General features: G+C 38.2%; 17 protein-coding genes, 1 tRNA gene and 1 riboswitch. Of the genes, 14 read left to right on the forward strand and 4 right to left on the reverse strand.

Annotated elements, in window-relative coordinates:
* The first annotated feature begins 34 nt into the window (after positions 1–34).
* On the forward strand, positions 35–457 hold the full coding sequence (locus tag MED134_RS10010) for a hypothetical protein (protein WP_052084216.1): 423 nt from the start codon (positions 35–37) through the stop codon (positions 455–457).
* A gap of 130 nt (positions 458–587) precedes the next feature.
* Here MED134_RS10010 and MED134_RS10015 read toward each other — a convergent pair whose 3' ends face one another.
* The gene (locus MED134_RS10015; protein WP_038598499.1) at positions 588–2,765 is read right to left on the reverse strand and encodes a TonB-dependent receptor; all 2,178 of its coding nucleotides are present in this window, start codon (positions 2,763–2,765) and stop codon (positions 588–590) included.
* Between the two features lie 156 nt (positions 2,766–2,921).
* A riboswitch (TPP riboswitch) is annotated at positions 2,922–3,015 on the reverse strand.
* Positions 3,016–3,177: 162 nt separating this feature from the next.
* On the reverse strand, positions 3,178–9,675 hold the full coding sequence (locus MED134_RS10020; protein WP_038598502.1) for a M36 family metallopeptidase: 6,498 nt from the start codon (positions 9,673–9,675) through the stop codon (positions 3,178–3,180).
* Positions 9,676–9,989: 314 nt separating this feature from the next.
* Here MED134_RS10020 and MED134_RS10025 point away from each other — a divergent pair, with 314 nt between their 5' ends.
* From MED134_RS10025 to msrA, 12 genes are all read left to right on the forward strand, one after another.
* On the forward strand, positions 9,990–10,739 hold the full coding sequence (locus MED134_RS10025; protein WP_084811661.1) for a geranylgeranylglyceryl/heptaprenylglyceryl phosphate synthase: 750 nt from the start codon (positions 9,990–9,992) through the stop codon (positions 10,737–10,739).
* 27 nt (positions 10,740–10,766) lie between these two features.
* Complete coding sequence (locus tag MED134_RS10030; RefSeq protein WP_038598508.1) at positions 10,767–11,726, forward strand: hypothetical protein; 960 nt, start codon at positions 10,767–10,769, stop codon at positions 11,724–11,726.
* A 6-nt stretch (positions 11,727–11,732) separates the two neighbouring features.
* Complete coding sequence (locus tag MED134_RS10035) at positions 11,733–11,993, forward strand: hypothetical protein (protein ID WP_038598511.1); 261 nt, start codon at positions 11,733–11,735, stop codon at positions 11,991–11,993.
* Entirely contained in the window at positions 11,977–12,609 is a 633-nt protein-coding gene (pnuC, locus tag MED134_RS10040) for a nicotinamide riboside transporter PnuC (protein ID WP_038598514.1), read from the forward strand. The genes MED134_RS10035 and pnuC overlap by 17 nt, the downstream gene beginning before the upstream one ends.
* A complete protein-coding gene (locus MED134_RS10045) occupies positions 12,570–13,130 on the forward strand; it encodes an AAA family ATPase (protein ID WP_038598517.1) in 561 nt (186 codons plus the stop codon). The genes pnuC and MED134_RS10045 overlap by 40 nt, the downstream gene beginning before the upstream one ends.
* The gene (locus MED134_RS10050; RefSeq protein ID WP_038598519.1) at positions 13,127–14,683 is read left to right on the forward strand and encodes a DUF4301 family protein; all 1,557 of its coding nucleotides are present in this window, start codon (positions 13,127–13,129) and stop codon (positions 14,681–14,683) included. Before MED134_RS10045 ends, MED134_RS10050 begins: the two co-directional genes overlap by 4 nt.
* A gap of 132 nt (positions 14,684–14,815) precedes the next feature.
* Positions 14,816–16,114 carry a DASH family cryptochrome gene (locus tag MED134_RS10055; protein WP_038598521.1) on the forward strand — a complete coding sequence of 433 codons (1,299 nt, stop codon included), beginning with the start codon at positions 14,816–14,818 and terminating at the stop codon, positions 16,112–16,114.
* Complete coding sequence (locus MED134_RS10060) at positions 16,115–17,650, forward strand: cryptochrome/photolyase family protein (RefSeq protein ID WP_038598524.1); 1,536 nt, start codon at positions 16,115–16,117, stop codon at positions 17,648–17,650. It abuts the gene before it with no gap.
* Complete coding sequence (locus MED134_RS10065; RefSeq protein WP_038598526.1) at positions 17,647–19,131, forward strand: cryptochrome/deoxyribodipyrimidine photo-lyase family protein; 1,485 nt, start codon at positions 17,647–17,649, stop codon at positions 19,129–19,131. Before MED134_RS10060 ends, MED134_RS10065 begins: the two co-directional genes overlap by 4 nt.
* On the forward strand, positions 19,122–19,442 hold the full coding sequence (locus MED134_RS10070; protein WP_237747106.1) for a TIGR03643 family protein: 321 nt from the start codon (positions 19,122–19,124) through the stop codon (positions 19,440–19,442). The genes MED134_RS10065 and MED134_RS10070 overlap by 10 nt, the downstream gene beginning before the upstream one ends.
* A gap of 157 nt (positions 19,443–19,599) precedes the next feature.
* The gene (locus MED134_RS10075; RefSeq protein WP_038598528.1) at positions 19,600–20,022 is read left to right on the forward strand and encodes a DUF2452 domain-containing protein; all 423 of its coding nucleotides are present in this window, start codon (positions 19,600–19,602) and stop codon (positions 20,020–20,022) included.
* Entirely contained in the window at positions 20,009–20,551 is a 543-nt protein-coding gene (msrA, locus tag MED134_RS10080; RefSeq protein ID WP_038598531.1) for a peptide-methionine (S)-S-oxide reductase MsrA, read from the forward strand. Before MED134_RS10075 ends, msrA begins: the two co-directional genes overlap by 14 nt.
* A gap of 106 nt (positions 20,552–20,657) precedes the next feature.
* On the opposite strand, the gene MED134_RS10085 is transcribed toward msrA, so the two are convergent.
* Both MED134_RS10085 and MED134_RS10090 read right to left on the reverse strand, forming a co-directional pair.
* On the reverse strand, positions 20,658–21,986 hold the full coding sequence (locus tag MED134_RS10085) for a M20/M25/M40 family metallo-hydrolase (RefSeq protein WP_038598534.1): 1,329 nt from the start codon (positions 21,984–21,986) through the stop codon (positions 20,658–20,660).
* A gap of 32 nt (positions 21,987–22,018) precedes the next feature.
* A complete protein-coding gene (locus tag MED134_RS10090; protein WP_038598537.1) occupies positions 22,019–23,893 on the reverse strand; it encodes a T9SS type B sorting domain-containing protein in 1,875 nt (624 codons plus the stop codon).
* Between the two features lie 507 nt (positions 23,894–24,400).
* On the opposite strand from MED134_RS10090, the gene MED134_RS10095 reads away from it, so the two are divergent.
* A tRNA-Asn gene (locus tag MED134_RS10095) sits at positions 24,401–24,474 on the forward strand.
* Positions 24,475–24,634: the final 160 nt, after the last annotated feature.

Consider the following 24,634-nt stretch of genomic DNA (forward strand, 5'->3'; position numbering starts at 1 on the left):
TACGCTTTCGCGAAAGCGTATCAAAAACAATATTATGCGTCACATTTGTGCTTTACTTTTTGCTCTAGTTCTTATTACTTCTTGTTCTGAAAGTGATGATGGCGGCCAGCGCAATCCCTTCTTGCTAGATGTAAATTTTTCTACACAACTTAGTGCGATACAGGTGCTCGATCTTGAGATACCTAGTAACCCTATTTATGTGTCTAATGGTGGTTTGAGAGGTTTTTTTGTAATTAACACCGGTAGTGGTCTTATTGCCTGGGAAGCATCAGATCCTAACCACGCTCCAAACGACTGCTCTAGAATGGTGATAAACGGTATAAACGTTTTCTGCCAGTGTGATGATGCACATAGTTATAACTTATTTACAGGGCAGTCTAATGATGAGGTGTTGCCCTACACGATGCTCAATTACAGAGTAAATGAATCTGGAGGAACGATTACCGTGTTTAATTAAATGAAAAGAAGCCATCTCGTTAAGATGGCTTCTTTTGTTACAAAGTGTATTACAGTCCCCCAACTGCTACAAATTGTTAATTATTTGACACTTAAAGTAAGCTAAAAAAACATAAATTCAAAATTTAGTTTTAAAACTTCATCGTAGCACCTACTAGAAAGTTAATCCCAGCCTGTGGGTAAAAGCCTGCTCCCTCTATAGTTGTGATCTCATTTGGCACAGAAAAATCATCGTCATAGGTAAAGAAGTAACCGTTTGATACATATTCAATATCAAATATGTTATTTACTAGCGCGTTAAACACGATAGACTTAAATACCGGGATATCTTTAAGCTCATAAGTAACATTGAGGTCATTTGTAAAGTAGCTATCTAGTTTAGAAGTCTCACTGTCTATATTACCTAAGTATTGCTCACCTACATATTTAGATAAAAGGCTTATTCTAAAGTTTTGTGCTGGCTTGTAAGAGATGGTGTTACCGGCAACTAGATTAGGCGAGTATGAGATGTCTGTATTACCTAGGTTAGTAAGCACACCGTCTCTCTCAAAAAAGAAATCTCTGTTTTTATTTGTGCTTATTGCAACATTAGGCTGTACAGTAATTTTACCTGTTATAGCGATTGCCGCGTCTATCTCAATACCAGCTCTAAAGCTCTCTCCACTATTTGCACGTATAGGTGCTCCTACGTCATCTAGCGCTCCAGTAAGCACTAGCTGGTCACGGTAACCCATATAGTATCCGTTTACATTAAGGCTTACCTTTTCTGTATTATGACGCCACCCTAACTCCCAGTCGTTAAGACGCTCTGGACGTGGTGCTCCGTTTTCAAAATCTGTACGGTTAGGCTCTCTGTTTGCTCTAGCAAAAGATGCATACAGCTGGTTGTTATCATTTACCTTATAAGAAAGCCCCGCTTTTGGGTTAAAGAAACTATAATCTTCATCTACAATAAATTCGGTTATGTCAGAGTTAATTCCGTCTGTTGTGTATGAGATAAAACGTTGCTGTAAGTCAAGGTAACCACTCCATTTTGAGTTGAAACGGTAGTTCGCTTTCGCGAAAGCAGAAAACTCCTTCTTCTTACCAGTTCCAAAATAGTAATCATCACCTAGCTCACTATCACTAGCAAAACGTGCCCAAATCACTTCGCCAAAATGGTCACCGTCATATACACTTCCGTATAATCCTCCTACAAAGTCTAGGCTTGTGTCCTTATAATTTACCGTAGCATTTGCCACATAAAAGTCATTATCTAGCCAGCGACGTCTTATAATATCTGAGGTCTCAACCGTCTCATCACCTATAACTACAGAAGCAATGCTGTAAAATGCAAGATCTTCATCTTCTTTGTATTCTTCAAAGAAACCGCGACCATATGTGTAGTTAAGGCTAAGCTGTGTACTCCAGTTGTTATCATAACGCTGGTTCCAGTGTAGCTGGTAGTGATCTTGCTTGTAATTATCTACTTGATTACCGTGAAAACGCGTTACACCATTCTCATCTGTAAATTGACCAGCTGGGTTAAACGTTCTATCTTCTGCAAGTGTCTCTGCGTCTATACCAAACCAAGATTGATACGTCACCTCAGATCCTGCAAAGTTAACTAACTTAATAAGAGTTTTATCATCTGTATAAGCTGCTTGTAAAAAGTAAGACTTAAGGTCTGAAGATGCTCTGTCTATATATCCATCAGACTTTATTTGTGATAATCTTCCTGATATCTCTATATGATCATTAAGTAACCCTGTGCTAAACTTCACATTGTGACGACGTGTTGCAAAAGATCCAAATGAGTTAGAAATCTCACCATAAGCCTCCTTAGAAATAGCATCTGTAAGAATGTTAAGACTTGCTCCAAAGGCTCCAGGTCCGTTTGTAGAAGACCCTACACCACGCTGTAACTGTAAACTCTCTACAGAAGAGCTAAAGTCTTGAAGGTTTACAAAAAACGTAGTTGCGCTCTCTGCATCATTATAAGGGATACCATTTATCGTTACATTGATACCTTGGTTACCAGTACCACGTACTCTAAAACCTGTATACCCTATTCCCGCACCAGCATCTGATGTGGTGACAACACTAGGTAAAAAGTTAAGCTGTGTAGCGATGTCTTGACCTAAGTTACGCTGGGCGATTTGTGCCTTTGTAAGGTTAGAGTGCGTGATAGGTGAGTCGGCTTTTACTCTTACAGAGCGTACCAGTACTTCATCTAGCGACTCCACTTTTGTGGTGTCAATAACAGTAGTTTGTTGGGCAGTAGCAGTGATTGCTGCAAGTGCCATCATACTTAATAGGATCTTTTTCATCCGTAATTAGTTTGGTTACGAATACAAAGGGCAAATATTCCTTAAATGTTAGTATAAAACATACCTGTGCTGTGCGCACATATTGAAGAGGGTGTGCTATAAAAGCACGTCTCAAGAGTAGTGTTACCTTCATAAAACTACGCAGTTGTAGTTTTAGTAAGATCTCTTTCTCATTCCTAAACAGCATTACCTGTTCTAGGTTCAATGGGTATAATCTCAGCTTATTTAAAAGCACCCCTTTGAGATGCCGCAAAGATATACTAGAGTTTTTGATTATCAAGCATACTATGCGAGTAAATTTTTAATCAATGTGAGGTCATAAATACAGGCATTATATTTCTTATATAAATCAAAAAGGCCAGAAGTTTTAACTTCTGGCCTTTTGGGATTAAACAAAAGAGTTACAATTAAGTTACTCTACAATAAGCCTTTTGGTAGTTAAATTATTAGACTCGTCACTTAGTTGGACTAAGTAAATACCCGTATTAAGGTTACTAACATCAAAACTAGTTTGAATTTGATTATCCTTAATTTTTTCATTAAAAATGAGCTTTCCTAGCATATCATAAATTGTAATACTCTTTAGAGTATTATTTCCCCAAGTGATTTGAACACTCGACGATGCGGGGTTTGGAAAAAGTAAAACTTCAGTGCTACTAAACTCTTCTGTACTTAATCCACAAACATTATCTGGATCTGTAATGTTTACTTCAACAGTACAAGACGTGGCATTACCTGAATCATCTGTTACAGTAATTACTATATCTACGTTATTTGTAGCTGCTTGGAGTGAAACATTATCTATCATTGCTTTTGCAGGTCCAGAAAAGTTCTCTGGAATAAATGCACTAAACTCCAGCGTCACTTCTTGACCTCTATAGGCTAATAAAGTAGCCGTCAAATCCAGAGAGATAGATTCATTTCTAGAAGTAAGGCCATCTGCAGGAATAATATCTTGATAAATAACCTCAATTTCAGAACCAGAATTGTCATATAGAGCTACTTCAAGTTTTCTACTTTCAGTGCCGTTATAATCAAAGTTTGCCACCCAATCAAAACTCAAATTAGCTTCAAAGTCATTGTCATTAATTGTAGTAGGTATTAAAACATTTTGAAAAAGTCTATACAGGGTATTTTCACTACCATCAAAAGAGGTAAAAGCTCCGTAAGAACCGTCTGTGGGAGACACTTCGTCTACACAACAACATATGGTTTGAGAATTTTCTTCAACTTTCCAAGGTTGAGTACATCCTCCGTCATCACTTCCATTTTCAATTGTAGAGGTCCAAAAATTTAAGTCGTTTTCAAAACTTCCGTTTTCAATTATCTCAGTGAGAGATATTCCAGCATATTCATCACAAGTAATCTGCGCTGGAGAAATCTCTATCTCAAGATTTGTATCACAATTATCAAAAATATCACCTGTAACAAGATCCTCAGCTGTTAAAGTTACAACACCAGAACTATCTAAAACCACGTCTATTGAGGGTAAGCAGTTAACCACAGGGGCAATGTTGTCAATTACAGTAACTGTTGAGGTGCATTCACTCGTGTTTCCATCTGCATCTGTTGCTGTTACAGTTACTATGTTTTCACCAATGTTAGAACAATCTAATTGATTAGGAGTTACCGTAAAAGTAAGCGCTTCACCATTGCAATTGTCTACAGGTAATGTTCCTAAAAACATTAAGTCTTTTATATCAGAATATGAACCTGTTGGGTTTAAGAGTAAATTAGCCTCTTGACTAGTGAGGTCAACAGTGTATATAACATCGCAGCCAAATGTGGAGCTCGCAATAACCTTGCCTTGCCCAACATATTCTATACCTTGAGCACTACAGCCACCATTACTTCCAGGAGTAAAGAAAGAAAATAACTCAGTAACCGTACCAGTAGAGTTGTCAATGGCAAAAAGATTTACTGGGTTAGATCCTGTGGTGTATAGAAGTCTATTTTGATCAGTATCATAGGTCATTCCAACAGCTCCAGCAGAGTCAACAGTAGCAATAGCTTCTGTATTGCCAGAATCTATATCATAACTGTTAATCTCACCACCATTAAATACCATATAGAGTGTTCCGTCTGTCCCAAAGGCCATATCTTGAACTTGATTTGATCCATTTACAGAAAGTACTTCCGAAATAAAAGTAGGTTCTCCATCCTCCTCTTGCAAATCAATACTATAAAGTGCTCTACTTCCTGTTTCTGGCACTCTTCTTAGTAGATATAATTCACCAGTTGACGGATTTTGATCAAAACCATAATTTCTATCTGCTCCAGTGTTATAAGAATAAGAAGAATCCAGAATTAAGTCATCAGTAGTTGTATTATAACTATATTTCGCAATGTTTTGATTACCAGAGAAAGGGTTCAAAGCGTAGAGTGTCCCCATTTCAGATTCACCAGCAGCACCTAGTAAGAGCGCAGCATCTAGGACAACTATACCATTTTCATCGAGATTTACGGTTATATCAGTACATTCTAAATCTGGAATTGCACCAAATATTTCTATAGTTTGTGTTGCTTGGTTTTGAAGTTCACAAGCATTAGTGTACGAGTAGGTAATTTCATAAAATCCTTCTCCTATTGATGGGTTGAGTGTGAAATCAATACCATTATTATTATCGGTTACTCCTGGACCAGAATATACTCCACCAGCAGGAAACCCTCCTCCCAAAATAATTTCACCTTGATCTATACAAAATGTATTATCTGTTGTAAATGTAACATCAACTGTTGTTGAAACAATTGCTGTACTAGTGCAAGTTGTTGTGTTCCCTAGACTATCTGTTGCTGTAAGAGTAATTACATTTTCTCCTAAATTAGAACAGTCAAAAGTACTAGGACTCACCTCTAAAGTTAAAGGCTCGTTAGTACAATTATCAAGGGGTTTTTGAGAATACAATAATAGATCCTTAATATTTGGGTATGACCCTGTAGGATTAGCTAGAAGAGATGTCTCAAAAGAGGTGAGATTTACCTCATAAAGTATATCACAAGAAGATGTTGCTCCTGCCATTAAAGTGTCGTTTCCTATGTATTCCAAGGCTTGTGCTGAACAAAACTCACTAGGTCCTGGTGTTAAAAAGGTTCCTATATTGTTAAAGCTTCCATTAGAGATATTTACGTCATAGATGTTTACTGGTCCAGTACCTGTAGCATATAATAAACGATCATTGTCAAAATCATATGTAATACCTATAGCGCCAAAAACATTTATAAACGTAAAAGGAGAGGAAGCCCCTGTCTCAGTGTTTATAATTTCAAGCTCTCCATTATTATAAATCCCGTAGAGGTTGCCGTTGTTGTCAAATGTAATATCTACTATTTGATTACTGCCATTTGATGAAACTAAATTAGAAATAAGTATTGGGTCTTCTGAGGGGGCATTAAGATCAATTCTGTAAAGAGATCTTACTCCTCCAGCCACTTCAGAAGCTACTAAGTATACTTGACTAGTTTCTGGATGCTTGTCAAAACCGTAATTACGATCTAATCCCGTAGAGTAGTTAAAGCTTGAATTAAGTTCAAGGTCACTATTAGTTTGATTAAATTGATATTCAGCAATATTCAATACACCAGAATTTGGATTTAATGCATACAATGTGCTTTCAAGATTTCCCGTAAAGGTACTTGAGTCAAAAATATCTTCCCAAGATACGGTTGCTACTCCCTCGTCATTTAAAGAAACGGTAATATCTTGACAAGTTACATCCGGAATACTAGGAATAATTTCTAGTGTAACAGCGGCTGTACCATTTATGCCACAAGAATTTTCAGATTCATAAGATACTGTGACAGAACCTTCGCCCGTCACAGATGGATCAATTGTAAATGTTTGCCCATTTCCATCATCTATAACACCTGTTCCAGAATATACTCCACCAGTAGGAAGGCCTCCACCTAAAGTAACACTAGTTTGATCGGCACATAATACTTCTTCTTGTTCAAATGTTACAGAAACATCAGAGATTATAGTAACCGTAGCTGTACAGCTTGATGTGTTACCCTCACTATCTGTTGCGGTTGCTGTCACTGTATTTTCTCCTAAGTCAGAGCAGGTAAAGGTATCAATGTCTAAAGTCACAGTAGTCGCATTTCCACAATTATCAGGAAAATCTCCAGCATTAGGAATGAATGCTATAAAATCATTTGCTAGGGTAAACGGCGTGCTATTACGTTCATCAAGTACGTAGCCCTCGGTGCCATCAGCATTTTCTATCCCTTGGCTCATTGTCCCAGATTGTATTATTTCAGTAGTATGTATTTCTATCACTGAGCTATCTTCAAACAACTTTAACTGTGTTGTTACTTCTGGAGTAGAATCACAACATAAGGATATATCAATAAAATCTAATACAAATACTCTGTTAGGTGCAGCACCTATTGTTGTGTATCTAACGATTCCATTCCCTCCTGGAGGAAAAAGGTCTGACCAGGCGAAAGCGATATAATTGTTTATCGCACTTTGACTTGGAATAAATTCTCCAGAACAACACCCAGAATTACTATTGTTTTCAAAAGTTAAAAACCCATTAGACGAAACAATAGCTGTAGAGTATGTCTCTCCAAAAAAACTAAAATCAAACCCTAGAGGTACAGGGCCCGATGTTTCATCATCAGATAAGTTTAAGGTAGTGCCTCCAGTAATATTCTCTGGTGAAAATATGCCAGATTGATCTATGGTATAACCATCTCCCGGTGAAAAATTAGTCACCACGTCTTGAGGAGCGATTTGTGCATTTCCTTCGGCGTCAAGTGTTACTGTGATGTCTTGACATACAATAATAGGATCATCAGATTTAACACTCAGGGTTGCCGTTGCTGTATCGCCTCCATCATCGTCACAAGTAGAGTCTGCAACATAAGTAATAACGTGATCATTTATACCAGCTATTGTAGGGTCAAATGTGAAAGTTTGCCCATCTCCATTATCTGTTACACCCGGACCAGAATATATACCTCCCGTAGGTAAGCCTCCTCCTAATACAACAACATCTGCAGAGAGGCATATAGGCTCTTCATTTAATTGAAAAGATGTTGATGGAGAATCAAAGGCTTCTATACCATCAAAACGGCTAAAAGAAGATCCTTGACTAGCACTCAACCCTAAACCTCGTTTTGCAAAAGCATCCCAGATACGACACTGATTTGCTCCTCCATATAGTGTAAGATCTGCCGCGAGTATTGCATCACGACCATCTATAAAACCTGGATTACAAGGTTGTAATTTGAGTCCTTCTGTCACGAGGGCAATAGCAATATTATTTCCGCCAGTACCATTATAAATATCTGGGTCAAAACCGTATTCTTCAATAAGGTTCCAAGTCATCTCCCATAGCATTGCTGCCCATACAGAACCTACACCGTGAGGGACAGAAGCGCTTTGAATATTATTGTATGTACGAGGATCTTGAGATAAGTCTGTTGTATAAGGAAAGTCACGTATACCTGGATCATCAGGCCCTTGTTCGAATAGCCAGTTGCCTACAGGTCTTAAATCTGTTGCAACATCTTCTGGCTTTATTGTCATAACAGCACCATACCAGTCACTCCATCCTTCTCCCATTTGTTCGTCGTTAAATAGGCAGTCAGAATTTGCAGCCCCACCGGTAAGACGTGTAGAGATGCCGTGGCCATACTCGTGTATAATTACTAGGTTGTCTAAATCTCCGTCTCTAGAGCCACACGTATACATTTGCATTCTACCCGAAACTCCATCTGGAGAAAAACTAAAGTTTGCATTACACTCACCAGAACTGTCTTGAGCCTCAGCATTCACCTGGTCATTACCTACACCGCCATTATCATAATTGTTTTCTTGATAGTTACCGCTAGCCTCGTCAAAACCATATTGGTATAGTACATCGTGTATAACATTATTCCAATAAAAAAGATTTGTTATAGCTGCGCTTTCAGATTGATTTCCACCACTAAAAACAGTGTTTAATGGGTAATCAAAGAAAAGGCCTGCTCCTCCATCTGGTTGAAAGCCTGGATTGTCACCATCTTCATATGCATTTACATTATTTCCTCTTGTAACTGTATACTCAGCACCTGTTATACCATTTGTATCGTGCCACCCAAACGGTGAGGCAACAGCATTAAAAACTCCAGAAACTTGAGAGCGGTCACCGTCAAAAGGTGAAGCTAGTGGTAGTGGATACACTGTATATGTACCTTCCGTAAAAGACGCATCCGCTGGAGGAGAAGCTTTGAATGTTATATTTTCCGCTTTCGCGAAAGCGGTTTTATGAGCACTCTCACTGTGATCGTGATTTACAGTACAGGTTAAGGTCCTATTCTTTTTAGAAAGTATATCACCATTTGTGGCATCTACAAAGAAGTTGTACCAATTTTTGCTTTGGGTTTCATTTATAAAAAGTTCCCAAGTAGCAACTAGGGCTCCTTGATCTGTGACAGTATAGACTTTTTTTACTGGTATAGGGTCACGAGATATGTACGCACTCTTAAAGGTTCTAGTGTTTGTTTTTGCATCATAAGATATTTGATTTAATCCTCCAGATGTGTACCCCATTTTAGTCACCACAGATTGTATTGCTGCAGTTTCATTAATTATGTGCGAGGTAGACTTTACACGAGTTTCTATGTCCCTATAAAAGTTAATGTGACTCTGTACTGGTTTACCGTTTTTAACGTGAACACTACTTTCTGTTCCAATAACCTCAATACCATTATACGTTTGCCTAAAATAAATGTGTTGTATACCGCTTGTAGAACTAGTGTGCTCACTTGTTATTTGGTAAGCAGCAATGTCAGAAGGTTTAAGCTGTTGTTTTGCAATGTGAGAAACAAGAATCTTATCAATATCTCTCGAGGTAGATTGAGCGTTTATGGCAAAGGGGAATAGGCATAGAACGGCTACAAGTGCGCGTAATTTTGTGATCATAAATATGTTGATTGATTGATTGATGAAATAATTAATGGCTATAAACTTATGAAATTTCTTACTATATAATTTAATCTTGATAGTAATTTTTTTAACGCGTTGTTCTTTAGCTTAGTGAAGTGTTCATTTGATGATATGTTAAGATGCCATCTCATCTCTAAAGTAAAGTTATTTTTTTCTACGTCTTTATAAGTTTGCTTAGGTCTTAAGGTAGGTTCTGTATTGAAAATATTTCATTTTAAAGTGCCTTGTAAATATGTTTAAGTTGTTATTGCTATGTTTTCATCGGTCATCAATTCCGTTCTCAAAACTCAATGAAATCCCTACCTTCGTTTATAATGTCTATACTAGAAAACATAATAAGGGCTACTCAGTATAAAGAGCAATTGCTCGCCATACTCATAGATCCAGATAAGTTTGAGGTGGATGGTAATGAGAAGGGTAGCGCTTTCGCGAAAGCGTACTTAAAAAAAATCCCTGCGCAAACTACACATCTGTTTATAGGTGGTAGTACAGATCACAACCGCAAAACCGAAAAAGTTGTACAACTCCTCAAAGCCGAAACAGATTTACCAGTAATATTATTTCCGGGAGATTACACACAAGTTACTCCAGAGGCAAATGCGCTATTGTTTTTATCACTACTCTCTGGTGATAATCCGGAGTTTTTAATAGGACAGCAAGTAAAAGCCGCACGAGTAGTGCAACAAAGTAATCTTGAAGTCATACCTACGGGTTACCTTCTTATAGATGGCGGGTCGCAAACGGCAGTTGAGAGAGTTAGTAATACGCAACCGCTATCTCAAGATCAACCAGAAACTATTATAACGACTGCTCTGGCTGGACAATATCTGGGCAAAAAACTACTATATCTAGAGGCAGGAAGCGGTGCTAGAAGTGCAGTACAACCTCATATTATAAAATCAGTTTGTGAGGCGATTACCATACCCATAATTGTAGGTGGCGGCATACGTACAGAGCGTGCTATGCAAGCGGCTTTTACCGCTGGGGCTACAATGGTAGTGGTAGGCACGGCTTTTGAAGATAACACCTGGAATAACTAACGGTTTAAAACCACTACATTTGTTTATATGAAAGTTTTCTTCTTAGCCATAGTACTTACATTAACTGCGGTTGTAAATAGCCAGACTACCTTTGTAAAAGATGCAGTTACAAAGACGCCGGTTTCTTTTGCAACTATCTCTTTTGGAGATGGACGAGGTACATTTGCTGGAGAAGAGGGAGAGTTTAGATTTGAGGCATCTAAGTATAAAGACATTGATAGTCTTTACATTTCGGCAATAGGTTTTGAGAGTAAAACTGTTGCTACAAAAGGGCTGGTTTCTCAAGTATACTTGCAACCTGCAGCAAGCCAGCTAGAGGAAGTGGTTCTCACTTCAGAAAAAAAAGGAAAGTATAAAAAGAAAAAGCTTAAAGAAACTACACACATCAACTATTATAATAGCTGGCTTCCTACGGTAGAAAGTGAGGTGGCTGTGTTTTTTGAAAGGCAAGAGGGTAAGTCTACAAAAGTGGCGCAACTCTGGCTACCTATTAACTCAGAAAAGGAGTTTCGTAAAAAGGGTAATATGAAGTTTTCTACTCTTTTTAGAATTCAGTTTTATAAAAATGATAACGGACTACCTGGTGATGCTATGGTACACGATGATATCGTTTTTCGCGTAAGCGAGCAAGATGATGAGATGTATGAATTAGACATTTCAAAACACCAAATCTTTATCCCTAAAGGTGGGTTATATGCGTCTTTACAAGTACTAGGCTATGCAGACCCTCAAGGGAAATTGATACAGACTAAAAAATATAATGAGATAGAAACGCCTAGAGGTATACAAAAGGTGTCTATCACTTTTAGACCGCTGTTGCCTTTTACAAATGATCTTCCTGCGCAGAAGACTTTTGTAAGAAGGGTGTTTTTTAATAATAAAAAATGGCAAGTGTTTGACAAATCTTATAACGAGAACTCTGCACTAGTAAAGACAGGTCACGTAAACTATGGGATGGGAGCACTTTTGCACGTCTATAATAAATAACAAATTATGAATATATCTGTAGACCTTACTTTTAGTCCTTTGCAGGATGATTATGAAGGGCATATTATAAATTTTATAAAAAGGCTACGTGACTCAGGCCTCACTGTTATAGAAAACCCCCTTGCTACGCAGGTTTATGGCGATTATGATGAGGTGATGGGGCTTCTCACTGTAGAGATGAAGCGCAGTTTTGAAGAAGTGGGCATAGGCCTCTTTTACATAAAAATGGTAAAAACAGATCGCTCAGACTATGTCGCAGATTTTTGATTTCCTCTTTGGGCAATACGCGAGTTATGATACACTAGATATCGTATTAGAACTACTCGCCTCTGTATTTACAATAGCATCGGTTATTTATTCAAAAAAGAATAACGTTCTGGTCTTTCCTACGGGGATGATTTGTACAGCCATTTTTGTGTATTTATTACTCAAATGGGGTTTGCTAGGTGATATGATGATTAATGCATATTACTTTATTATGAGTGTATATGGCTGGTATGTCTGGACCAGAACGGTAGATGGTACAGCAGTCACTCCTATTACCACTACCTCAAAAAAAGAGCACATTATCTCTGTGGGTATTTTTATAGCCGCGGCGGTATTTACATATGTCGTATATATCACTTTTGATAAAATTTCACACTGGACATCATATATAGATATGATTACGACAGGCATTTTCTTTGTAGGAATGTGGCTTATGGCAAAGCGTAAAATAGAAAACTGGATATACTGGATTATAGGTGATATCATCACTGTGCCCTTATATTTTTATAAAGGTTTAACCTTTAGTAGTATCTTGTATTTTGCATTAACGATTATTGCCGTTTTCGGTTATTTAGAATGGAAGAAAAACTTAGACAAGTCCCTAGCAGTTGTATAAGAGTATGTCTTTTTGGACCAGAGAGTAGTGGGAAAAGTACGCTTTCGCGAAAGCTATCAGAGCATTACAACGCTCCCCTGGTAGAAGAGTTTGCCCGAGAATATTTACAAGAACTTTGGGAGAAGGAGAAGAAAATCTGTCGACCCAAAGATTTACTTCCCATAGCTGCTGGACAGATAGATTTAGAAAATAAAGCAGCCGCAAGCACAGATAGGCTTATCATTTGTGATACAGATTTACTTACTACAAAGGTCTATAGTGAAGCATATTATGATGGGTGGTGCCCAGAATTATTAGAAAAAATAGCATTAGAAAATCAATATGATTTGTATCTTTTAACCTACATAGATACACCTTGGGAAGAGGATGATTTACGAGATAGACCACACCGGCGGTTAGAAATGTTTAAAGCCTTTGAAAGCGCTTTGATAAAGTATAATAGACCCTACATTATAATGAAGGGAGGAGTACAAGAGCGAGTGACGGAGGCAACTCAGGTAATTAACACACTATTAGTTTGAAAATAACAGAAGAAGATAAAAAGCAGCTGGACAAAAGAGGCATTGCACTAGAGCAAGTACAGAGTCAGTTTGAGAGTCTAACCAAAGGTATTCCTTTTGCAGATTTAAGGGATGCCGCCACAGATGGAAATGGAATACTCATCTTATCTTCAGATCAAGAAAAAGCACTTGTAGAAAAATTTGATCAATCTAGTGGTAACCTTGAGTTATTAAAGTTTACACCAGCCTCTGGTGCGGCAACTAGAATGTTTAAATTTCTCTTTCAGTTTTATGATGATTACAATCCCGTAGAGGGATCAATAAACGCCTACATTAATAAAAAGGGAGTACCAGAACTACGCCTATTTTTTGTGGGATTAGATAGTTTCCCTTTTTATAAAAAGGTGCGTAAGCGCATTAAGAAGAGGTATAGTGATGGAGAATCACTAGATATAGATGTAAATAGATTGCGGTTTATAAAAATACTGCTCAATGAAGATGAGCTTAATTTTGGAAACAAACCTAAAGGCTTATTCCCATTCCACAGGTATAAAAAAAATATTGCTACTGCCTTTGAAGAGCATTTATTTGAAGGCGCATCTTATGCGGCAAAAGATGGAGTAGCACGATTGCACTTTACAATCTCTGAGGCACATTTAGAGCGTTTTCAAAAACAGTTTGAAAAACGTAAAGACTACGTACAAGAAAAAACCGCCACTACTTTTGACATTTCATACTCATTTCAATCTCCAGCTACAGATACTGTTGCACTAGCAAGTAATGGAGAATTGCTTAGGGACAAAGAAGGACAACTAGTTTTTAGACCTGGTGGTCACGGAGCGCTTATAAACAACCTTAATGAGCAAGATGCAGATGTTATTTTTATAAAGAATATAGACAATGTAGTTGTAAGCAAGTATCGTAAGAAGGTTGCTCACTTTAAAAAAATGCTTGCAGGTAAGTTGCTTGAGATACAAGAAAAATCTTTTGCCTACTTGCATAAACTAGATGATGCCAAAGCTATAAATGAGCAAGTTATTTTAGAGATTGCTACATTTCTACAAAATGAGCTTTTTATAAAGGTTGCATCAGATTTTGAGCGATACTCGCCTACCTATCAAGTCGAGTACTTGAGAGAACTTCTAGACCGGCCACTACGAGTTTGTGGTATGGTAAAAAATGAAGGAGAGCCAGGTGGAGGTCCGTTTTGGGTTCGTCACGAAAATGGGAAGGAATGTCTCCAGATTGTAGAGAGTGTGCAAATCAACCCTGGTGATAACGCACAGCAACAAATTGTAACAAATGCGACTCACTTCAACCCAGTAGATATTGTTTGCGGAGTAAAAAATTACAAAGGTGAGAAATATAACCTTCTCAAATATGTAGACTATAAAGCCGGATTCATAGCTTCAAAAAGTTACGAGGGACAGAAAATAAAAGCACTTGAGCACCCCGGTCTTTGGAACGGAGGAATGGCGCACTGGAATACCATCTTTATTGAAGTGCCGCTCTTAACGTTCAATCCTGTAAAAACGGTAAATGATCTCCTTAAACCAGCTCACCAGGTTAGGTAAAATGTTTTTTATTACGCTTTCGCGAAAGCGAACTACTCAATCTTAATACTAATGTTGTATAATGAGGTTAAAATTTGTTTAATCTTTTTAATAAAACAATAAACAATAGTATCTTTATTCGAAAATTAGGATATGGATACCGCATTGGTATGGTTTAGAAATAATCTTAGAGTTCAAGATAACGCGTCACTTACGGCGGCTATTGCTACCGGTAAAAGAGTTGTCGGTGTTTATTATTTTGATCCTCGTCATTATGAGGAGGGTGATTTTGGTTTTAAAAAGACCGAAAAATATAGAGCTAAGTTTCTTATTGAAACAATAGAAAATCTAAAAGCAAATCTAGACAAGCGCAATATCACCTTGCTAGTTTATAATCTCAAGCCCGAAGAGCATATAACCTCTGTAGTTAAAAGTTATAAAGTAACTAGCCTGCATTCTCAAAAAGAGTGGACGGCAGAAGAGGTTAAAGTTACAAACGCTGTAGAGCGCGCAATACCTGAAGTAAGCCACGAGCTGGTGTATGATCAGTTTCTATTTCACCCAGATGATATTCCTTTCAATACCATAACAGAGGTTCCTAAAATCTTTACACAGTTTAGAAAAAAGTGCGAGAAAGAAAGTGATGTTAGACCTATTTTCAAAGAGCTTACGGCACTACCGCAAGAAAATATCTTAACTACCGTAACTCCTATATCTACACTAGAAGACTTAGGGCTAGACACTTTTGTAAAAGATCACCGCACAGCATTCCCTTGGGAAGGTGGAGAAGATGCTGCTTGGGCTCGTCTTAATGACTATTTCTGGACCACACAAAAGCTTGCTTATTATAAGAAAACCCGTAACGGTCTCATAGGTGAAGGTTATAGCTCTAAGCTCTCAGCCTGGCTTGCAAATGGGTCCATATCTGCAAGACAGATTTATTGGAAGGTAAAAAGATTTGAAAAAGAAGTCAAAAAAAATCAAGACACCTACTGGCTCATATTTGAGCTTATATGGAGAGATTATTTTAAGTACGTCTCTCTTAAACACGGTGATAACATTTTTAAAATAGGCGGTATTCTCAATAAAGAATATGACTGGAAGCATAACAATAAGGCCCAACGCGAGTGGATTAATGGGAATACAAAATATGATTTTGTAAACGCAAATATGATTGAGCTCAAGGAAACCGGATGGATGTCTAACCGCGGTCGTCAAAATGTTGCTAGCTTTTGGGCAAAAGAACAAGAGCAAGACTGGCGTGTAGGCGCAGCATATTTTGAAAGTATACTCATAGATTATGACGTACACAGCAACTGGGGTAACTGGATGTATAATGCGGGGGTAGGTAACGACCCTCGTGACCGTAAATTTAATATAAAGAGACAGCAAGATATGTATGATGGGAGCGGGAAATATGTCAGGCTATGGACGCAGGAAGAACTTTTTTAAATGAAAAAATTACGACTCATACTAGGCGACCAGCTCAATCATAAACACTCTTGGTTTCAAGAGCAGGACGATGAGGTGGTGTACTTTATGGCAGAAATGCGCCAAGAAACAGACTATGTAAAACATCATATTCAAAAGGTGGTTGCCTTTTTTATGGCTATGCGCGAGTTTGCAAGCTGGCTACAAGAGCGAGGTCATACGGTCGTTTATTACCAGCTAGATGATGCTCGTAACACGCAAAGTCTTACAGAAAATCTTGAACAGCTTATAGTCCAGTATGATATTGAGCAGTTTGAGTATCAATTACCAGACGAGTATAGACTAGATGAGTTATTAGTACGCTTTCGCGAAAGCGTAAACATTCCCGTACAATCTTGCGACACAGAGCATTTTATGAGTTCGCGCACAGATTTGCAAGAATTCTTCAAAGGAAAAAAGCAATTTACAATGGAATACTTCTACCGTATGATGCGCAAGAGGTACGACATTATGATGATAAATGACAAAGATCCAGAAGGCGGAAAGTGGAATTTTGACCACAGTAACCGCAATAAGTGGAAGGGTGAGACCCTCATCCCACACGAGCGTGGTTTTAGAAAAGATGCACGTGAGATTGTTGAGCTGCTAGAAAAAGAAGGAGTAAAAACCATAGGCCGCATTACCGAAAAGCACTTTAACTGGCCCACTAGTAGAGCAGATGGACTTTCTGTGTTGAGATATTTTTGTGAGAACCTGTTGGTGCATTTTGGCGATTATCAGGACGCTATGGATCCAGATCAAGCATATCTGTATCATAGTAGATTGAGCTTTGCGATGAATAGTAAACTCCTAGATCCTCAAGAAGTAATTGAAACGGTTATAGACTACTGGAGAAACCATAGCGATGATATTTCTATAAGTCAAGTAGAGGGATTTGTGAGACAGATATTAGGCTGGCGAGAGTATATGAGAGGGATGTACTGGATGCAAATGCCAGAATTTGGAACTGTAAACACGCTAGAAAATACTAATGATTTACCAGATTTTTACTGGACGGGTAAAACTAAGATGAACTGCTTGAGCTGCAGTATAAATAATAGCCTTGATAATGCCTATGCACACCACATACAGCGACTTATGGTGACTGGTAATTATGCACTGCTTACAATGTGTGATCCATTACAGGTAGATGAGTGGTATTTGGGTATTTACATAGATGCAATAGAGTGGGTAGAAATTACAAACACAAGAGGAATGTCACAATGGGCAGATGGCGGAAAGATTGCTACAAAACCCTATGTGTCAAGCGGTAGTTATATTAATAAAATGTCTAATTATTGTAAGGGTTGTCATTACAAAGTGAGTAAGAAAACAGGAGAAGATGCCTGCCCTTTCAACGCATTGTATTGGAATTTCTTAAGTGAGAAGCGTGCACATTTTGAAAACAATAATAGAATGAATATGATGCTTAGCCTTCTTGATAAAATGGATAAGAAGACCTTGCAAGCACACCAAGAACGAGCGCAAGATATTATAGAGCATCCTGAGAATTATTGAGTAAAAGTAAATCACATATCACCGTACACTGGTTTAAAAGAGACCTAAGACTACAAGATAATGAAAACTTGTGGCAGGCACTTCAACATAGTGAACCTGTAATATTGCTATATATCTTTGAACCTTCTTTACTAGATGATGAGCATTATAGTGAGCGACATTTTAATTTTATAAAAGAGTCACTTCAGGATTTACAAAGCAGATTAGAAAATTATGACACCAAGATACTTGTTGTTCAAGGAGAAGTGATACCTGTTTTTAAAAAATTACAGCAGCATTACACCATAAAACGGGTCTATTCTCACGTAGAAACTGGAATTCGAAAAACCTATGATAGAGATATTGCATTTAAGGTCTACCAGCAGTCTCAAGACATACGATGGATACAATTTATAAATAATGGAGTAAGGCGTAGCTTAAGTAACAGAGTAGGCTGGGTACAAGGCTGGGAATGGTGGATGACTGAGCCACAACGCATTTTTGTGCCGCAAAGCGGAGACCTTGTTACAAAGAAAGAAGTAGAGGTCTTTGAGCAGTATTTTGATTGTGTCTCTTTACAAACACCAGAAAATACAGCATTTCAAAAAGGAGGCACTACAATGGGACTGCGTTATTATGATAGCTTTTTGAGGGACAGAATCAAAAATTATAATGCTCATATCTCAAAACCTTTACTAGCCAGAAAGAGTTGTAGTCGCTTGTCTCCATATATAGCTTGGGGTAACCTGTCGGTGCGCGAAGTATGGCAGCGGGCAAAAAAGCTGCGACAAGCCTCACCTTACAAAAGACAGATAGATGGTTTTACCTCACGCCTTAGGTGGTCTGCTCATTTTATACAGAAGTTTGAGATGGAAGATACAATGGAGTTTGTAAGTGTAAATAGAGGCTTCCATAGCTTAAAGAAAGTGTCTAACCCAGTCTATGCAAAGGCTTGGCAAGAGGGTAAAACAGGTTACCCGCTAGTAGATGCTTGTATGAGATGCCTTGTAGAGACGGGTTATCTCAATTTTAGAATGAGAGCGCTTACGTTGTCATTTTTTACACACAACTTGTGGCAACCCTGGCAAGATGCATCAGCATTTCTTGCGAGGCAATTTTTAGATTTTGAGCCAGGTATACACTACCCGCAAATACAAATGCAAGCTGGAGAAACCGGTATTAATATGTTGCGTATTTATAACCCTGTAAAAAACAGTTATGAACACGACCCAGAAGGAGAGTTTATAAAAAAGTGGATTCCAGAACTACGTGAAGTACCGCTGTCATACATACACGAACCGTGGACGATGAGCCTCCTCGAGCAGCAGTTTTGTAATACAACTATAGGTAAGGACTACCCAGCGCCTATTGTAAATATAAAAGAGACCCAAAAATATGCTACAGATACAATGTGGAAGTACAAAGAGCGTCCCGCTGTAAAGCAAGATGCCGTGCGCATTTTAAAACGGCATACCTTAGTAGATAGACAGGTATGGGATTAATAATAGATTACAAAAAAAGAAGAAATATGAAAGAGTTTACAGATAGACAGTTAGATCGCATTATCGAGATGGCGTGGGAAGATCGCACCACTTTTGATGCGATTCAATTTCAGTTTGGGATAAGTGAGCGTGAGGTTATAGATATTATGCGTCGTGAGATGAAGCCTTCTAGTTTTAGAATGTGGCGAGCACGTGTGCAGGGTAGAAGTACAAAGCACGCCGCAAAGCGTAACTATGGAATAGATGATGCCCGTTTTAAGTGTAGTAGACAGAAACAGATTACACATAATAAAATATCTAAGAGAAGATAAGTGCAAACCGCAGTAGGTTAAACTGTGAAGACGCTGTTAAGCTTTTCGTTTTAAGATATTGTTTAATGATTGAGCATTATCTTTGTACAAAAAATGAGTTATCACGCTTTCGCGAAAGCGTACTAATAACTCCGCTCACCAAGCACGATAATTTAAGATGACAAAGAAAAAACCAGATCAGGTTGTATATAATGAAGAAAAAGGGAAGTATGATGCTGCCTTAACTCCATATGCTACAAACCTAGGTGCTCCAGCCATTGTAACAGATGATGTTACTACCTGGAAAAACTCAAATATAAGTAAGGTTAACCATCAATTTAAGACAGAGTATAAAGAGCTTAAAGCGCAGTATGATAAAATGATGGAGCAGTTTGAGTATAATAACCTTATTTACTCTGCAAAGTTTTCTTTTGAGCCTATAGTAGGCGCCGTTTATCATTTATACAAGAGAGGAGGAGGTGAGCCTTTTTTATCACTCATCTCGCCAGAGGAATGTAACTGGGACTTTGTAGGCACTTTTGAGCTCAAAGCAGATAAAATTTGGAACCGCATAGACACACCCCTAGATGAAGAAGAATAACTTACAACAAGCAACCGTAGGAGGTGGCTGTTTCTGGTGTACAGAGGCGGTAGTACAACGTCTCAAAGGAGTTACAAATGTAGTTTCTGGTTATGCTGGAGGGACCGTGCCCGGTCACCCTACATATAGAGAGATTTGCTCTGGTCTTACGGGTCACGCAGAGGTGATACAATTTGATTATGACCCTACTGTGATTACTTATGCAGAGATTCTTACAGTCTTTATGACTACGCACGACCCTACCACGTTAAACAGGCAAGGTGCAGACCGAGGTACACAATATAGATCTGTAATTTTTTATCACAATGAAGAGCAAAAAGAACAAGCCGAGCAAGTGATAAAAGTTGTACAAGAGTATTATGAAGACCCTATAGTTACAGAGGTGTCTGAGTTACCTACGTTTTATGAGGCTACGCAAGATCATCAAGATTACTACAACGAAAACAGATTACAAGGCTACTGTAGAGTCGTGATTGATCCCAAAATTGCTAAACTCAAAAAGTACTACGAGCATTTAATAGCCTCATAGAATACTAGTTTTTACAATATTAAAAAGCCACATAACTTCTAGTAATATAGAGTGATGTGGCTTTTTTGAGTATGAAGTATTTATTTACGCTTTCGCGAAAGCGGACTTATCTTTTCTCATTTATGAGTCTGTAAATTAATAATGCGGTACGTTTAGTAAGCATCTCTATGGTGTTTATGTATACCGTTTCATTTGGCGTGTGTGCTCCTGTTCCCATTGTGCCTAAACCGTCAAGACAAGCCACATATTCTGCGACAAAAGAGGTGTCTGCAGCGCCACGTTTTCCAGGGTCGTATGCTGCCACAGCTGGCCCTCCCATATCGAGGCTTACTTGACTTAATTTTTCTAAAAGCGCATAATTTTGAGGAGTAGGCTGCATTGCTGGGTAACTATCTTCAAACTCGACCACAGCGCTTGTTTGCGGTAAATTATTTGCAACAATGGCTCTCATTTTATCACGAGCTTCTTCTTTTTGCTCTTCAGATATAAAGCGTAGGCCACCTTGTACGTATGCAGTTTGTGCTACTACATTTCCTTTGCCAAAGATGCTTCCCTTACTTTGTTTTGCTTCAAGATCCATTTTTGTGCCTCCCAGCATCATACCAGGATTAAAGGATAGTAATTCTGGACCTCTTACTTCGTTATAAAAACCGTTGAGAATACGTGCAAGTTCAAAATTTGCTCCTGCACCTACGCTTTCGCGAAAAATACCACTCGAGTGTGCTCTTTTTCCAGTAACGGTTACATTCCAGTTTGATGAGCCACGTCTGGCTACGGTTGCATTATCAAAACCTGTTGAGGTTTCAAAACCAAGGGCAATATCTGAGCTCTTTGCTGCGTCTATAAGATCCTTACGGCTTATAGTGAGCGGTTTTCCTGTGCTTTCTTCATCTCCAGTAAAGGCTACTGTGATTTGTGCATTGTCTAGCATCCCTGCTTGTTTTAGAGCTTTGAGCGCATAAAGTACGACCACGTTACCCCCTTTCATATCATTTGCTCCGGGTCCTTTTGCTACGGTGTCGTTTACCATTTCAAATTTTTGAAACTCGCTGTCTTCTTCAAAAACCGTATCAAGATGACCTATAAGTAGTAATCTTTTACCTTTTGTACCCTCTGTAGTTGCAAAGAGATGTCCTGCACGGTCCATTTCGGCGGGCATATCAATCCACTTTGTGTTAAAGCCTATGTCTGTAAATGCGCTAGAGAAGCGATTACCTACTTCTTTTACTCCTTTTACATTTAGAGTTCCGCTATTAATGTTTACTACCTCTTCTAGAAATGCGATACTCTCTGCCGAGTTTTTTTCTACTAGGGTAAGTATACGCTGTTCTTGAGGTGAGAGTTTATTGCTAGTTTGAGCGGTTACTGTTTTTGCTTTCGCGAAAGCGATAATAATAAATAGGGCTAGAGTAGTCTTGAGAAGGTGATTTTTCATTGCTTAAACGATGTTATTTTTAAGAGATAGTATTATAAAAGTAGTGATATGTGACCAGTTATACGTTTATTATCTATCTCGATTACGTACCAGTAGTCATCTGGCGGGAGTAACTTACCGTTAAATCGCCCACCCCAAGTAAAAGTGGTACCGTTACCACTAGCGATTAACTTACCATAACGATTAAAGACTTGTATAAAACTAGTGTTAAAGTATGTGGCGTCTGGTAATAAAAAGTAGTCATTGATTCCGTCATCATTTGGGGTGAAGTACGTGGGAATATTATAATGATAGTACGTTATAATAACAGGAAGGCAGCCCGATGTATTACGAACAAAAATAGTTTTAATGCCTCCAGGTTGATTTCTAAATATGGGCTGGGTATAATAAATTGAGCCATTGAGTGAGTATTCCCAGTTGCCTTCATTTTCAACATCTATAATAATGTTTTCGCCTTGAGTTGTAATATTTGCTACGATGGGAGACGCTATGCCAGTTACTTGAAATGTTTTTGTGACACTACAGCCAGCAGTGTTTGTCATTGTCACGCTATATGTTCCGGCATTGCTGATTGTTATATCTGGTGTGGTGGCTCCCGTGCTCCATAAGTAGCTCACATTTGTAATACCCGCATTAAGATCGATACTCTCTTGGTTGATACAAATATTGCGTTGCTCTACCTGATTTGTCACAACGGGTGCTGGTAGTTGTGATAATATTACTGGTGTGCGTGATAGACTCCCGCATTCTGTTCCCTGTACATAAGACTGCGCATAGTAGATCCCTGGTAATGCAGGTGTAAAAGAATTTCCAGTAGCTATTATTTCTGTACTTGTAGCTGAGGTGTACCATTGTACATCCTCACCTGTAGCTACAGTGACTGAGATAGGTGGTAAAGGTTGGTTTTCACACACATTTACATTGCCATCGCTCAAAGGTGCTTGAGGGGCGTCTATAAAGTCTATTAAATATGCTTCAGATAAAAAGGAGCAAAGTGGGTTTCCTATACTTGCTATATCTGTTGCTGTATTTACTCTGTAATAAGTTGTAGTGTTTAAAACAGGTGTAGTATACGAGCCGTTTGTAGCCCCAGCAATAGGGGTCCAGTTTATGGCATCATTACTCACTTCCCATTGTAAAAAAACGGCACTGCTTAGAGCAACAGAGAGTGTGGTGGTAAATGAATTCTGATTATTACATATTAGTATGTCTTCTTCTCCAGATATATCTGAGCTTATAGTGCTTACATCTCCACAGGCTCTAAAGACTATATCGTCTATAGCAAGATCATTACCACAGCCACCGTTGCCGTTATTAATCATCCTTAATATGACTTCGTTTTGTCCTGCTTGTGTTTCAAAGATGAGACCGTATTGGGTCCATATAGGATTTGCCGTTCCAGCAATGTCGCCCGTATCTCCTGAGGCTAAAAGTACGGTATCAGAACTATCCCATATTTGAAACCTTACATTTACTGGTATACCGTTTCCGCCGCATACTGCAGAGTTGATATTATAGAGGTTTTGTAAAAATGCAGAAAACTCATATGAAGTATTTTCACAAAGACCACTTATTGTTTTTTGATAAAATTGATCTGCTGTAAAGCTCGCGTTTACTATAAACGCTTTTCCATTAGTATCACCAGGAGTATGATCTGGCCCTATATGAAATGCGCCTAGTTGTTGCATTTGTGAAGAGATTGTATAAAAGCCATCTTCTGGACCGCTATCTACATATGTATAAGAAGTTATATCTGTACTTAAAGCAGGCCCATTACTAGTGCCCGTCCCAAAATCTTCTACAAAGATGGGAGCACCGAGATCTCCAGAACAAAACCCTAATTGCCCAAAACTAATACTAGTAGTAAGTGATAATAGGGTAAAAAAGATATAAAATGACTTGTTCATAGGGATTATAACAAAGATATAGGAAACAAACTATATCTATCATATTGATTTCTAGCTCCATATGTTATTTTGATATAAGAGGTAGGAGTTTTACAGAGTAGACTGTTTCATAAACAAAGCATTTAATCCTACTAAATGATAGTTGATACCAAGTGTTGGTGTATTGTTTTTATTTAAAACTACCCGACTATGACTTCCCCGAATTCATAATCGGAAACAATAGTTCTCCTACTAGAAGTGTTGTAAATAGAAACATTTTTGAAGAATCCCAAGAAACTTTTGTACTTGGGATTTTTTCATTTTGAATAGATACGCTTTCGCGAAATTCATAATGTAATCACGTAAAAAGCTGTTTAAAAAGTAGTTGTAGATTTATTTTGTGGGGATAGGTTTTTGCTTAAGTTATGAAGGCAAAATAAATCGCTAAAAAAAGTCGAAAAAATGTCAATTTTTTTTTGATGATTGTAAAAAAGCTTTATATTTGCATCCGCTTACAAAAAGTAACACTCCTCAATAGCTCAGTTGGTTAGAGCATCTGACTGTTAATCAGAGGGTCCTAAGTTCGAGTCTTAGTTGAGGAGCTAGTAAGTAAAAGCCACACAGTCCGTGTGGCTTTTTTTATGCTCAATAGTTTGTACAAGGTTTTGATTATAGTAAGTTCTTTTGCGCTCATCTTTTTTAGAATGTGCTGTAAACAAAAAAAGCCTCTCCTACAGGAAAAGCTCTTCACCGGATTCAACT

It is taken from the genome of Dokdonia sp. MED134, assembly GCF_000152925.2.
In the GTDB taxonomy this organism is placed as follows: Bacteria; Bacteroidota; Bacteroidia; order Flavobacteriales; family Flavobacteriaceae; genus Dokdonia.

What these genes read in the sequence shown, in the direction of transcription:
- MED134_RS10010 (WP_052084216.1), top strand. Translation starts at nt 35, where the DNA reads ATGCGTCACATTTGTGCTTTACTTTTTGCTCTAGTTCTTATTACTTCT.
- MED134_RS10015 (WP_038598499.1), bottom strand. Translation starts at nt 2,765, where the DNA reads ATGAAAAAGATCCTATTAAGTATGATGGCACTTGCAGCAATCACTGCT.
- MED134_RS10020 (WP_038598502.1), bottom strand. Translation starts at nt 9,675, where the DNA reads ATGATCACAAAATTACGCGCACTTGTAGCCGTTCTATGCCTATTCCCC.
- MED134_RS10025 (WP_084811661.1), top strand. Translation starts at nt 9,990, where the DNA reads ATGAAATCCCTACCTTCGTTTATAATGTCTATACTAGAAAACATAATA.
- MED134_RS10030 (WP_038598508.1), top strand. Translation starts at nt 10,767, where the DNA reads ATGAAAGTTTTCTTCTTAGCCATAGTACTTACATTAACTGCGGTTGTA.
- MED134_RS10035 (WP_038598511.1), top strand. Translation starts at nt 11,733, where the DNA reads ATGAATATATCTGTAGACCTTACTTTTAGTCCTTTGCAGGATGATTAT.
- pnuC (WP_038598514.1), top strand. Translation starts at nt 11,977, where the DNA reads ATGTCGCAGATTTTTGATTTCCTCTTTGGGCAATACGCGAGTTATGAT.
- MED134_RS10045 (WP_038598517.1), top strand. Translation starts at nt 12,570, where the DNA reads ATGGAAGAAAAACTTAGACAAGTCCCTAGCAGTTGTATAAGAGTATGT.
- MED134_RS10055 (WP_038598521.1), top strand. Translation starts at nt 14,816, where the DNA reads ATGGATACCGCATTGGTATGGTTTAGAAATAATCTTAGAGTTCAAGAT.
- MED134_RS10060 (WP_038598524.1), top strand. Translation starts at nt 16,115, where the DNA reads ATGAAAAAATTACGACTCATACTAGGCGACCAGCTCAATCATAAACAC.
- MED134_RS10070 (WP_237747106.1), top strand. Translation starts at nt 19,122, where the DNA reads ATGGGATTAATAATAGATTACAAAAAAAGAAGAAATATGAAAGAGTTT.
- MED134_RS10075 (WP_038598528.1), top strand. Translation starts at nt 19,600, where the DNA reads ATGACAAAGAAAAAACCAGATCAGGTTGTATATAATGAAGAAAAAGGG.
- msrA (WP_038598531.1), top strand. Translation starts at nt 20,009, where the DNA reads ATGAAGAAGAATAACTTACAACAAGCAACCGTAGGAGGTGGCTGTTTC.
- MED134_RS10085 (WP_038598534.1), bottom strand. Translation starts at nt 21,986, where the DNA reads ATGAAAAATCACCTTCTCAAGACTACTCTAGCCCTATTTATTATTATC.
- MED134_RS10090 (WP_038598537.1), bottom strand. Translation starts at nt 23,893, where the DNA reads ATGAACAAGTCATTTTATATCTTTTTTACCCTATTATCACTTACTACT.